Source organism: Prauserella muralis (assembly GCF_003202285.1).
Classification (GTDB): domain Bacteria; phylum Actinomycetota; class Actinomycetes; order Mycobacteriales; family Pseudonocardiaceae; genus Prauserella_B; species Prauserella_B muralis.
Genome location: NZ_MASW01000002.1, coordinates 640866 through 653123 on the forward strand (window position 1 = coordinate 640866; position 12258 = coordinate 653123).

At 71.6% G+C, this 12258-nt stretch carries 12 protein-coding genes; all 12 read left to right on the plus strand.

All coding sequences use genetic code 11. From position 1 onward, the window contains the following. Positions 1-288 precede the first annotated feature (288 nt). The 12 genes from BAY60_RS14100 to BAY60_RS14155 all read left to right on the plus strand — a co-directional run bounded on the left by BAY60_RS14100 (position 289) and on the right by BAY60_RS14155 (position 12241). Entirely contained in the window at positions 289-1530 is a 1242-nt protein-coding gene (locus BAY60_RS14100) for an amidohydrolase family protein (RefSeq protein ID WP_112281388.1), read from the plus strand. 5 nt (positions 1531-1535) lie between these two features. Continuing rightward, positions 1536-2246, plus strand: a complete 711-nt coding sequence (locus tag BAY60_RS14105; RefSeq protein WP_146771006.1) for a hypothetical protein — start codon at positions 1536-1538, stop codon at positions 2244-2246. Positions 2247-2356: 110 nt separating this feature from the next. Next, a complete protein-coding gene (locus tag BAY60_RS14110) occupies positions 2357-3484 on the plus strand; it encodes a cation diffusion facilitator family transporter (RefSeq protein ID WP_112281390.1) in 1128 nt (375 codons plus the stop codon). Beyond that, positions 3481-4209 carry a GntR family transcriptional regulator gene (locus BAY60_RS14115; protein WP_112282379.1) on the plus strand — a complete coding sequence of 243 codons (729 nt, stop codon included), beginning with the start codon at positions 3481-3483 and terminating at the stop codon, positions 4207-4209. The genes BAY60_RS14110 and BAY60_RS14115 overlap by 4 nt, the downstream gene beginning before the upstream one ends. Before the next feature lie 194 nt (positions 4210-4403). Then, positions 4404-5597, plus strand: coding sequence for an amino acid ABC transporter substrate-binding protein (locus BAY60_RS14120; protein ID WP_112282380.1), 1194 nt, complete (start codon positions 4404-4406; stop codon positions 5595-5597). Between the two features lie 6 nt (positions 5598-5603). Continuing rightward, positions 5604-6488: a branched-chain amino acid ABC transporter permease gene (locus tag BAY60_RS14125; protein ID WP_112281391.1), complete on the plus strand. Its 885-nt coding sequence runs from the start codon at positions 5604-5606 to the stop codon at positions 6486-6488. Continuing rightward, positions 6472-7539, plus strand: a complete 1068-nt coding sequence (locus tag BAY60_RS14130) for a branched-chain amino acid ABC transporter permease (protein ID WP_245992493.1) — start codon at positions 6472-6474, stop codon at positions 7537-7539. Before BAY60_RS14125 ends, BAY60_RS14130 begins: the two co-directional genes overlap by 17 nt. Beyond that, entirely contained in the window at positions 7536-8282 is a 747-nt protein-coding gene (locus tag BAY60_RS14135) for an ABC transporter ATP-binding protein (RefSeq protein ID WP_112281392.1), read from the plus strand. The genes BAY60_RS14130 and BAY60_RS14135 overlap by 4 nt, the downstream gene beginning before the upstream one ends. After that, entirely contained in the window at positions 8272-9021 is a 750-nt protein-coding gene (locus BAY60_RS14140; protein WP_112281393.1) for an ABC transporter ATP-binding protein, read from the plus strand. The genes BAY60_RS14135 and BAY60_RS14140 overlap by 11 nt, the downstream gene beginning before the upstream one ends. A gap of 6 nt (positions 9022-9027) precedes the next feature. Then, positions 9028-10188 carry a Gfo/Idh/MocA family protein gene (locus BAY60_RS14145; protein WP_245992495.1) on the plus strand — a complete coding sequence of 387 codons (1161 nt, stop codon included), beginning with the start codon at positions 9028-9030 and terminating at the stop codon, positions 10186-10188. Further along, positions 10185-11351: a dihydrodipicolinate synthase family protein gene (locus tag BAY60_RS14150; protein WP_112281395.1), complete on the plus strand. Its 1167-nt coding sequence runs from the start codon at positions 10185-10187 to the stop codon at positions 11349-11351. Before BAY60_RS14145 ends, BAY60_RS14150 begins: the two co-directional genes overlap by 4 nt. Further along, positions 11348-12241 carry a sugar phosphate isomerase/epimerase family protein gene (locus tag BAY60_RS14155; RefSeq protein ID WP_112281396.1) on the plus strand — a complete coding sequence of 298 codons (894 nt, stop codon included), beginning with the start codon at positions 11348-11350 and terminating at the stop codon, positions 12239-12241. Before BAY60_RS14150 ends, BAY60_RS14155 begins: the two co-directional genes overlap by 4 nt. Positions 12242-12258: the final 17 nt, after the last annotated feature.

Sequence of the window (12258 nt, forward strand, 5' to 3'; positions counted from 1 at the left end):
TGCCGGAGCAACGACACGGCGGGCGGCCAGAAGCCGACCCACAGCAGGGACAGGCAGGCGGCGGAGTACACCTCGTACCAGGGCGGGCGGGTCATGGCGATCTCCTCACGGAGCGGGCGAACGTCGGCATCGCGAAGCGTCGCCGGTCCGGCCGGTCAGCGAATCCGGCGAACTACTCAGCGCCGGTACTCACGCACGGTGCGCGTGAGGCGGCGCCGCCGGAATGAGTACCGGCACTGAGTACTCCCACGGACGCCGCGGGCACCGCCGCCCGCGCACGCTGCCCGCATGACAACCGTGACCCCAGCACTGACCACCGAGCGGCGCAGGCTGACCGTGCTGCGCCCGAGCCGTCTCTTCGACGGCGTCAGCTCCACCCTCATCGAGGACCCGGTCGTGGTCGTCGACGGCAGCACCATCGTGGCCGTCGACCACGCCGCACGCTTCCCGGTCGCCGAGCACACCGACGTCGTCGACCTGCCCGGCGCGACACTGCTGCCCGGGCTGATCGACACCCACGTGCACCTCTGTTTCGACGCGGGTCCCGACGTGGTCGCCGCGCTCGCCGAGCGCGACGACGCCGCCGTCCTCATCGCGATGGCCCGCGCCGCGCGCGTCGCGCTGGCCGCGGGCGTCACCACGCTGCGGGATCTCGGCGATCGCGACTATCTCGCGCTCGCGCTCCGGGAGGCCGGGCACCCCGGCCCGCTGCCGACGATCGTCGCGGCGGGCCCGCCCATCACCACCCCCGGCGGGCACTGCCATTTCCTCGGCGGCGCCGCCTCGGGGGTGGACGGCGTCCGCGCGGCGGTGCGCGAGCACGCCGAGCGCGGGGTGGACGTCATCAAGGTGATGGCCAGCGGCGGGCATCTCACGCCCGGCAGCCAGGCACACCGGCCGCAGTTCTCCCCGGCGGAGCTGCGCTCCATTGTGGAGCAGGCCCACCGGTTCAGCCTGCCGGTCACCGCGCACGCGCACAGCGTCGGCGCCATCGCCGACGCTGTCGCGGCGGGGGTGGACGGCCTGGAACACGCCTCGTTCCAGGGTGAGGCCGGGGTCGTTCCCGCTCCGGAGGATCTGGTCGCGGCCATCGCCGAACGCAGGGTCGACGTCGGCGCCACCCTCGGCTTCGCCGGCAACGACGCCAGCCGGGTGCCCCCACCGTTGCGGGCCGCCCTGCCGCTGCTGCGGGAGAACCTGCGCAGGCTGATCGACGCGGGTGCGCCGGTGGTGCTCGGCACCGACGCCGGCATCGCGCCGCCGAAACCGCACGACGTGCTGCCGTTCGCCGTGGTCCAGCTGACCGAACACGGGCCGACGCCGGCCCAGGCACTGCGGACGGTCACCTCGCGAGCCGCGAGCGTCCTCGGGCTGGCGCACCGCAAGGGCAGGGTCGCGCCCGGCTACGACGCCGACCTGCTCGCCGTCGACGGCGACCCGCTGACCGATCTGTCCACAGTGCACCGTGTCCGCGCTGTCTACGCCCGCGGTGCCGCCGTGCCCGCCCTGTCCAACTCCGACGAAAGGTGACCATCATGACCAGGACCCCGCTCGATGCGCGCACCGGGACGGACCTGCCGCCCGCCGCGCGCCTCGCGATGGCCGCGTCTGCCGTCCTCGCGCCCGCACTGGTGATCCTCGGCCTTCTGTGGCACCGGGAGCTGGCCTCCGCCGACGATCGCGCGACGGTGACGGCGATCGCCGCCGACGTCGACGCGTTCACACTGGACGCCTGGATGGCCCCGGTCGCCACCCTCGTCTGGATCCCGGCGATTCTCGCCGTTGCCCGGGTCGCCCGCGCCGGGGCTCGCGGGCTCGGGCTGGCCGGTCTCCTGCTCGGCTTCCTGGTGGCGGTTCCGCTCGTCGCGGATCCAGGCCAGCTGGCCTACGTCGCGGTGAGCAGCGGCCTCGACGTCGACGCCACTCTGCGGCTGCTGGAGACGGCCGCGTCCGGCCCGTCCGCCGTGTTCGGCTGGGCATTCGTGGCCGGTCTGCTCGGGTTGGTGCTGCTCGGTGCCGCCATCCTGCGCGGCCGGTCGGCTCCGCGCTGGGCGGGCGTCGCCCTGGTCGCCGGGCCGGTCGCGGTGGTGCCGTCGTGGGCTTCCGGCTCGCTCGCCGCGACGGTCGTCACCTGGGGGATCGTGCTGATCGGCTTCGCCGGGTGCGCCTGGGCGCTGGTGACCGGCGGTGCGGAGAGCGGTGCACCGGCCGCGGCTCGGGCCGCGGCGCCGTCCCAGGCGTTGTGACCCGGGCGGCTTCGGGTTGACCGGGCACCACCGCCACCGTAATGTCCCTCGTGAAACATCACGGGGGACATTACGTCGTGCGGTGAGCACCGCGGAGGGGATCCGACTCGATGAGCGGGCACGTCCCGGACCGTTCCACCACGCAGGGCCGTGGCCACGGCCACGGGCATGGGCACGGGCGCGGCGTGCTGGCCCGGCTCGGGCATCTCGTCGTGCCGCATTCGCACGACCCTGGCGCGTCCATTCAGACGGCGGAGGAGACGAGCGGCCAGGGCATCCGGGCCGCCTGGATCAGCCTCGGCGGGATGGTGGTGACCGCCGCCCTGCAGCTGGTGATCGTCGCACTGTCCGGGTCGGTTGCCCTGCTCGCCGACACGGTGCACAACCTCGGGCACGCGGTGACGACGATCCCGCTGGTCGTCGCGTTCCGGCTCGGCCGGAGGGCCGCGACCGAGCGCTACAGCTACGGGTACCGCAGGGCCGAGGACCTGGCGGGCGTGTTCATCGCGCTCGTCATCGCGGCTTCGGTGGTGCTGATCCTCTGGGAGTCGGTCGACGCGCTGCTCAACCCGCGTCCCCTGACCAACCTGGCGTGGGTGTTCGCGGCGGGCCTCGTCGGTTTCGCCGGCAACGAACTCGTGGCCGCCTACCGTATCCGCACCGGGCGCCGGATCGGCTCGGCCGCGCTGATCGCCGAGGGGCAGCACGCGCGTGCCGACGGCTGGAGCTCGCTGGCCGTCGTCGCCGGTGTTCTCGGAGTGTGGCTCGGCTTCGGCAGGGCGGACGCCATCGTCGGTCTGCTGATCGGTCTGCTGGTGCTCGGGATCCTGGTCAGCACGATGCGCACGGTGTTCCGGCGCCTGATGGACGGCGTCGAGCCCGGGGTCGTCGACGCCATGACCGCGACCGCCGCCTCGGTCGACGGCGTGCTCGCCGTGGACCGCCTGCGCGTGCGCTGGTCCGGCCACCGGCTGGAGGGTGACGCCGACATCGCCGTGCCCGGCGAGCTCACCGTCCTGGAGGGGCACCGGGTGGCGGACCGGGTGGAACACGAGCTGCTGCACGCCACGCCGCACCTGGAGGCCGTGGTGGTGCACCTGCATCCCGTCGTCGACGGCGAGCGACCGCACGACCTGCACGAGCTGTCCGGCCATCACGCAGGCCCGGCGGCCCGGGCTGCCTACCGTGCCCGGCAGGGTGCGTGGTCCGGCCCGGCGAGCGAGACGGACGGCTCGTGACGACCGCGGAGGCGGGCGCGCCGCGGAGCGCGACCGAAAGCGCCTACCGGCACCTCAAGCACCTCATCCTGACCAGCGCGCTGGCTCCGGGGGAGGAGCTGCGCGAGGTCGCCCTCACCGCCTCGACGGGGTTCGGCCGCTCGCCGGTGCGGGAAGCGCTGCGCAGGCTGGTGCAGGACGGCTTCGTCGAGGTACGGCCGCGGCAGGGCTACCGCGTCGCCCCCATCACGCTCTCCGGTGTACGCGACCTGTTCGAGATGCGCTTGCTGCTGGAGCCCGCCGCGGTGGAACTGGCCGCGCGGCGCGCACCCGAGGAGGAGCTCGCGGCACTGCACCCGCTGGCACACCAGACCTACGTGCATGGCGACCCGGCGAGCTATGAACAGTTCCTGCAGGACAACAGGGAGTTCCACGTCCGCATCGCGCGTGCCAGCGGCAACGAGCGCCTGGCAGGCACGTTGCGGGTGCTGCTGGAGGAGATGCAGCGACTGCTCGTCATCAGCCTCGCCCACCGCGACAGCGCCGCGGAGCTGGTGCACGAGCACCACGCGCTGCTCGACGCGTTGCTCGCGCGGGACGCCGCGGGCGCCCGCGCCATCGCGGTGGAGCAGATCGAGGCCGGTCGCACCCGCGTCCTGGACGGCCTGATCTCTCGCGCGGACCACCCGGCGCGCACCGCGGCGGGCGTCGTGCTGGCCGACGCACCCGTGCGCCGCGACCACTGACGACCGCCGCACCGGCACCCGTGCCCGGGCGCTCCTGGCTGCACGCGATTCGCGAGGGCTCTTCCGATCGAGGCTTGCCGCCGCCGGAGTCGCTCTCTATGCTCTGCTGAAAGCGCTTCCGAAAGCGCTTACACCGGGAACCCAACGGCGGGTGAATCATGAAGAATGCGCAGAAGCTCCGGGCCGGAGCGCTCGTGACCACTGCGGCCCTTGTCCTGACCGGCTGCCTCGGCACCAGTTCCGAAGGAGGGGGAGGCGGGGACGGTCAGGACCCCATCCGGATCGGCATCTCGCTGCCGCTGACCGGCGACTTCTCCGAGCCGGGCAAGGGAGTGCGCCGCGGGTACGACGCCTGGGCGGAGTACGTGAACTCGAACGGCGGGCTGCTCGGCAGGCAGGTCGAGCTGACCATCCTGGACGACCAGTCGAACGCCGACCGTGTGGCGGCGGACTACGAGAAACTGATCAATCAGGACGGTGTCGACCTCGTGTTCGGCCCGTTCTCCACCCGGCTGGTGGTGCCGGCCGCGCAGGTCGCCGAGGACTACGGCTTCCTGTTCGTGGAACCGGCCGGCGCGGCCGAGGAGGTCTTCACCCAGGGCTTCGAGAACCTCTTCTATGCCGCACCCGCGGTGGCCGACGACCACTACAACCATCTCGCGGAGAAGATCATCTCGATGCCGGCGAACCAGCGGCCGAAGACGGCCGCCTACGCCGCGATGGACGATCCGTTCGCGCAGGGCACCGCGTACGGCCTCAAGGACAAGCTGGAGGAGGCCGGCATCCGCACGGTCGTCGACGAGGTCTACCCGCCCAACACGACCGACTTCGGCTCCATCGCGGCCAAGATCGCGGACTCACGCGCGGACATCGTCGTCGGCGGGACCCAGTACCAGGACGCGGTGAACCTGATCGTCGCGCTGCGCCAGCTCAACTACCAGCCGAAGCTGGCCGCGTTCTCGACCGCGCCGACCAATCCGGAGTTCCCGGAGGCGATCGGCAAGCAGACCGAGGGCATCCTCTCGCCCACGGGTTACACGCCGGAAGCGGCCTTCCCCACCAACCGCGAGTTCGTCGACTTCTACACCAAGCTCAACGGCAACCCGCCGGGTGAGGACGAGGCCAACGCGTGGACCACCGGGCAGGTCGTCGCCGCGGCCGTGGAGGCCGTCGGCTGCGCCGACCCGGAACCGGAGTGCCAGGGCAAGCTCGTCGACTGGTTGCGCAACAACGAGGTCGACACGGTGGTCGGGCCGCTGAGCTGGGACGAGGCGGGCAGGCCGCAGAGCGCGCACCTGATCCAGCAGTACGTCGACGGCAAGATCCGCATCGTGCTTCCCGAGGACTCCAAGGAAGCCGACTTCATCTACCCGAAGCCGAAGTGGTGAGGATTCGTGACAGCGTCTCTGACCCTGCAGAGCCTTGTGCTCGGCGTCCTGCTCGGCGGGCTCTACGCCCTGCTGGCGGCGGGCCTGACGCTCTACTTCGGAGTGATGCGCGTCGTGATGATCGCCCACTCGGCGTTGCTCATCCTCGCCGCGTACATCGCGTGGTTCTTCGAGCGGCAGACGGGCCTCGACCCGCTGCTGTCGCTGGTGATCACGGTGCCGTTGTTCTTCGTCGCCGGCGTGGTCATGCAACGCCTGCTGATCGCGCGGCTGCGGCCGGCCACGCTGACGATGATGAGCGTCCTGCTGACGTTCTCCATCGCGTTGCTCATCGAGGGCCTGCTCGGGTTCGTCTTCACCGGCACCCACCGGCGCATCCAGCTGCCCTACTCGGGCACGCACTTCGAGTTCTTCGGCGCCAGCATCGCCGTGGTGAAGCTGATCGCGTTCGGGCTCGCGGCCGCCTCGCTGGCCGCGCTGTACGTGCTGCTGAAGACGACCCGGTTCGGCCAGGCGCTGCGCGCCACCATCCAGCACCCGGACGCCGCGCGGCTGGTGGGCATCAACACCGACCGCGTGGCCGGGTACGGCTTCGGGCTGGGCCTGGCGACCGCCGCCATCGGCGGGACGGCCCTGTCACTGGACTCGACGATCTACCCGTCACTGCACTGGCACTGGATCGGGCCGCTCATGGCGATCATCGTGGTCGGCGGTCTCGGCAGCATCCCCGGTGCGGCGATCGCGGCCATGGCGCTCGGGCTGTCGCAGAGCCTGCTGCAGATCCCGCTGGGCACCACCTGGGCGCAGACGCTGTTCTACGTCGCGCTGTTCGCGACGTTGATGCTGCGCCCACAGGGATTCTTCGGAGGTCGCCTTGCACAGCGTTTCTGACCCCCGTCCCGGCCGCGGGCGCACGGCCGTGCGCACGGCGCGGGTGGTGGGCCTGGTCGCGCTCGTCGCGCTGGTGGCCGCGTTCCCGAGCCTGGCCCCCGACTCGTTCATCCTGTCGGTCGGCGTGGTGATCGCGAGCTACGCGGTGCTCGCCACGTCGTGGAACTTCGTGGGCGGCTTCACCGGCTACATCTCGCTCGGGCACGCGGCCTACTCCGGCCTCGGCGGCTACGCCACGGCGCTGCTGATCCTGCGCGCCGACGTCAACCCCTGGCTCGCGCTGGCGCTCGGGGGGCTCATCGTCGCCGCGCTCGCCGTGCCGATCGGGATCGCGAGCCTGCGGGTGCGCGGAGCGTCGTTCGTGATCGTCTCGATCGCGCTGGTCCTCATCCTGCTGCTGGTGTTCCAGAGCTGGGGCTCGTTCACGGGAGGCTCCAACGGCCTGCGCGTGCCGCGCCCGTTCGGCGACGACGTGCTGCGGCCCGAGCAGCACGAGCGGTTCTTCTACCTGCATGCCGCACTGCTGGCGGTGCTGCTGCTGTGCTGGTGGGCGATCGACCGCTCGCGCTTCGGCATGGGGCTCAAGGCGATCAGGGAGGACGAGGACAAGGCCCAGTCGCTCGGCGTGCCGACGTTCGCCTACAAGCTCGTGGTGTTCGTCGTGTCGGCGTTCTTCACCGCCATCGGCGGCGGGATGTACGCGCTGTGGTTCGGCTACCTCGATCCGATCTTCCAGTTCTCGATCCTCGTCGGCTCCTACATGGTGCTGATGAGCCTGCTCGGCGGCATCCGGAGCCTGTTCGGACCACTGCTCGGCGCGGTGATCGTCGGCTACGCCATGGAGTTCTTCAAGGCGCAGTACGGCGACACCCAGGCGCATCTGATCGCGATGGGCGCGCTGCTGGCGCTGGTCGTGCTGTTCATGCCCGACGGGATCATCCCGGCGCTGGGCAACCTCGTGAACCGTTTCCGCCCGAAGGCCGCCTCCATCAGGGAGCTGACCGCGGAGGAGCTGACCGTGCAGCGGGAACAGCAGGAGGTGCGCGGATGACCACCACCATCACCCGGGGGCTGGAGACCACCGGCCTGGCGAAGTCCTTCGGCGGCGTCCACGCCGTCGACAACGCGACGGTCGCCTTCCACCACGGCAAGGTGAACGCGCTGATCGGGCCCAACGGCTCCGGCAAGACGACCTTCTTCAACTGCGTCACCGGCATGATCAAGCCGGACGCGGGCAGCGTGAGCTACCGCGGCGAGGACATCACGGGAAGGCCACCGCACCGCATCGCCCGCGCGGGCATCGGGCGCAGCTTCCAGCTGTGCCGGGTGTTCCCGCGGATGACCGTACTGGAGAACCTGCTGGCCTCGGTCCGGTCGCCGACGCTGCCGGGCTGGCTGCGGTCGGCGCGCCAGCGCGGCGACATCGAACGCGCCAGGGAACTGCTGATGCGCGTCGGTATCGACCACCTGGAACACGCCGAGGCGCGCGATCTGTCCTACGGCCAGCAGAAGCTGCTCGAACTGGCCGGGGTGCTCATGACCGACCCCGAGACGATCATGCTCGACGAGCCGGCGGGCGGGGTGAACCCCGCGCTGCTGGACCGGATCGCGAACCTGGTGCGCGCCCTCAACGCCGAGGGCAAGACGTTCCTCATCGTCGAGCACAACATGGACCTGGTGATGAGCCTGTCCGACCACGTGGTCGTGTTCGACCGTGGCGCACCGATCGCCGAGGGCAGCCCGGACGAGGTGCGGGCCGACCCGCGAGTGCTGGAGGCCTACCTTGGCAGCTGAGGGCGAATACCTCCTGGAGCTCACCGACATCGAGGCCGGTTACGGCCGTGCCGCCCTGGTGTTGCGGGGGCTGACGGTCCGCGTGCCCCCGGCGAGCGTGGTGTGTCTCGTCGGGCCGAACGGCGCCGGAAAGTCCACTGTGCTCAAGGTCGCCAGCGGCATGCTGACGCCACGCTCCGGCCGGATCACCGTGTGCGGCAGGGACGTCACGCGGCTCGGGCCGCAGCAGATGCTGCGTGCCGGCCTGTCGCACGTGCTGCAGGGGCACAGCGTGTTCAAGGAGATGACCGTGTCCGAGAACGTGCTGCTCGGCGCGTACACCATCAGGGACAGGGCGGAGATCGCCGAGCGCGTGGACTTCGTGAAGACGCTGTTCCCGGTGGTCGCCGAGCGCTGGGGCGCACTCGCCGGCGCACTGTCCGGCGGGCAGCAGAAGCAGGTCGAGTTCGCCCGGTCGCTGATGGTCAGCCCCCGGGTGGTGCTGCTGGACGAGCCGTCGATGGGCCTCGACCCGAAAGCGACCGCCACCGTGTTCGAGCAGGTCGTGCGCATGCGCGACGCCGGAACGGCGGTGCTGCTGGTGGAGCAGAACGCGCGCCGCGCGCTGGAGACCGCCGACCTGGGTTGCGTGCTCGACCTCGGCCGCGTGCACATCTCGGGTCCGGCCCCGGACCTGCTCGCCGACCCGAAGCTCGGTGAGCTCTATCTCGGCAGCGGTACTTCGACAGCGGGGAGCTGAAAACGCATGACGACACATCCGTACCGGATTCTCATGAACGGCGTCACCGGCCGCATGGGCTACCGGCAGCACTTGCTGCGCTCCGTGCTCGCGATCCGCGACGACGGCGGCATCGCCCTGCCCGACGGTGACCGGATTCAGGTGGAGCCGGTTCTGGTGGGCCGCAACGCCGACAAGCTGGCCGCGCTCGCGCGGCAGCACGACATCGCCGAGTGGAGCACCGATCTGGACACCCTCCTCGCGGAGGACTCCGCCCCGATCTACTTCGACGCGCAGGTCACCAGCGAGCGCAAGAAGGCGATCCTCAAGGCCGTCGTGGCGGGCAAGCACGTCTACACCGAGAAGCCGGTGGGCACGTCGGTGGAGGAGGGCCTCGAACTGGTCGAGGCCGCCAAGGCGCACGGCATCGTCAACGGCGTCGTGCACGACAAGCTCTACCTGCCCGGGCTGCGCAAGCTCAAGCGGCTCGTCGACGCGGGCTTCTTCGGCCGCATCCTGTCCGTGCGGGGCGAGTTCGGCTACTGGGTGTTCGAGGGAGACCTGCTCCCTGCGCAGCGGCCGAGCTGGAACTACCGCGCCGAGGACGGCGGCGGCATGGTGCTGGACATGTTCTGCCACTGGAACTACGTGCTGGAGAACCTGTTCGGGCGCGTGCACTCGGTGATGGCCAGGGCCGTCACGCACATCCCTGAGCGCTGGGACGAGAACGGCGAGCGCTACGACGCCACCGCCGACGACGCGGCGTATGCGATCTTCGAGCTCGACGACGGCGTCATCGCCCAGATCAACTCCTCGTGGGCGGTCCGCGTCGAACGCAAGGAGCTGGTGGAGTTCCAGGTGGACGGCACGCACGGCTCGGCGGTGGCCGGGCTGTTCGGCTGCCGCGTACAGCCGAGGGTGCGGACCCCGAAGCCGGTGTGGGACCCCGACCTGCCGACCAGCCAGGACTTCCGCGCCCAGTGGGACGAGGTCCCCGACAACGACGTGTTCTCCAACGGGTTCCGGGCGCAGTGGGAACGGTTCCTGCTGGACGTGCACCACGGCAGGCCGCATCCCTACGACTTCGCCGCGGGCGTGCGCGGGCTGCGCCTCGTCGACGCCGGGCTGGTGTCGTCGGCCGAGGGCCGCCGGGTCGAGCTTCCCGCCGACGAGGACGGTGCCTCGTGACGGGCGGCACGACGATCGCGCTGCCCCGCGCCGACGGCGGCTGGGCCGAGGTGGCGCTGCGTGAGCCGCGGCAGTGGAAGGAGCACCCCCAGCCCTACGCGGAGCGGGTGGCGTTTGCCGCGGCGCACGTGGTGGCCGATCCGCTCGGGGACAACACCCCCGGCGCGCCGGCCGCGCTCGACTGGGAGTCCACACTGGCCTTCCGCGCGGAGCTGTTCCGCTACGGGCTCGGGGTCGCCGAGGCGATGGACACCGCGCAGCGCAACATGGGCCTCGACTGGGCGGCCGTGCGGGAGCTGGTGCGGCGCAGCGCCGAGCAGGCCAGGACGTGTGGCGCCCGCATCGCCTCCGGCGCGGGCACCGACCACCGCGACGACGCCGCGACGCTCGACGACGTGCTCGCGGCCTACACCGAGCAGGTCGGCTACGTCGAGTCGTGCGGCTCGCAGGTGATCGTGATGGCCTCGCGGCAGCTGGCCCGGATCGCCCGCTCCGCCGAGGACTACCGGTACGTCTACGACGCGATCCTGCGGCAGGTGGCCGAGCCGGTGATCCTGCACTGGCTCGGCGAGATGTTCGACCCGCAGCTTGCCGGGTACTGGGGATCCGCCGACGTGCCCACCGCGACGGAGACCTTCCTCGGCCTCGTCCGCGACCACGCCGCGAAGATCGACGGGGTCAAGGTGTCGTTGCTGTCCGCCGGGCACGAGCGCGGGCTGCGCGCCGCGCTGCCCGAGGGCGTCCGCCTCTACACCGGCGACGACTTCAACTACCCGGAGCTGATCCGGGGTGACGGCGAGCACCACTCGGATGCGCTGCTGGGCGCGTTCTCCGCGATCGCGCCCGCGGCGTCGGCGGCGCTGACCGCACTCGACGACGGCGACCTCGCCCGCTACGACGAGGAGATGGCGAGCACGCTGCCCCTCGCCAGGCACGTGTTCGGCGCGCCCACGTTCTACTACAAGACCGGGATCGCGTTCATGGCGTGGCTGTGCGGGCACCAGCGCGGTTTCACGATGGTCGGCGGCCTGCAGTCGGCGCGCAGCGTGCCCCATCTGGCACGTGTGTTCGAGCTGGCCAACGACGCCCGTCTGCTGCCGGATCCGGAGTTCGCCGCGCACCGCATGCGGCTGCTGCTCGACACGGCGGGGGCGGCGCGATGACAGCCGTCGACGTTCCCTCGGGGCTGCCCGCCAGGGTAGGCACCCCCGGGCCCGGCGACCCACGCCTGGCCCGGTTGTCGCTGAACCAGCGCACCACGGCGAAGTGGTCGCTGCGCGAGGCTGTCGACGGCTGCGTGGCGGCCGGGCTCGGCTCCATCGGCGTCTGGCGGGAGCCGCTCGCCGAGGCCGGGCTGGCCGAGGCCGTGGCGATGATCCGCGACGCCGGGCTGCGCGTGTCGTCGCTGTGTCGCGGCGGGTTCTTCACCGCGGCCGAGCCCGCCGCCCGCTGCGCGGCCCACGCCGACAACGTGGCCGCGCTCGACGAGGCCGCGGCGCTCGGCTGCCCGACGCTGGTCCTCGTGCCCGGCGGGCTGCCCGAGGGCGACCGCGACATCAGGGGTGCGCGGGAGCGCGTCGCCGAAGCCGTCGCCGCGCTCGTCGAACCCGCCCGCGAACGGGGCGTGCGGCTCGGCATCGAGCCGATGCACCCGATCTTCGCCGCCGACCGCGGGGTCATCTCGACCCTGGCGCAGGCACTCGACATCGCCGAGCAGCACCCGCCGGACGTCGTCGGCGTCGTCGTCGACACCTTTCACGTGTGGTGGGAGCCCGGGGTGCTCGGCCAGATCGCGCGCGCGGGCGAGCGGATCACCTCCTACCAGGTGTGCGAGTGGATCACGCCGCTGCCTGCGGACAGCCTGCTCTCCCGAGGGATGATGGGCGACGGGCACATCGACTTCACCTCACTCACCCGCGCCGTCGCGGCCACCGGCTACAGCGGCGACGTGGAGGTCGAGATCTTCAACGCCGACGTGTGGGCCGCGCCCGGTGCCGATGTGCTCGCCACCCTGGCGCGCCGGTACGTCGAGCTCGTGCAACCACACCTCTAGCGCGGTGCTGCCCGGTT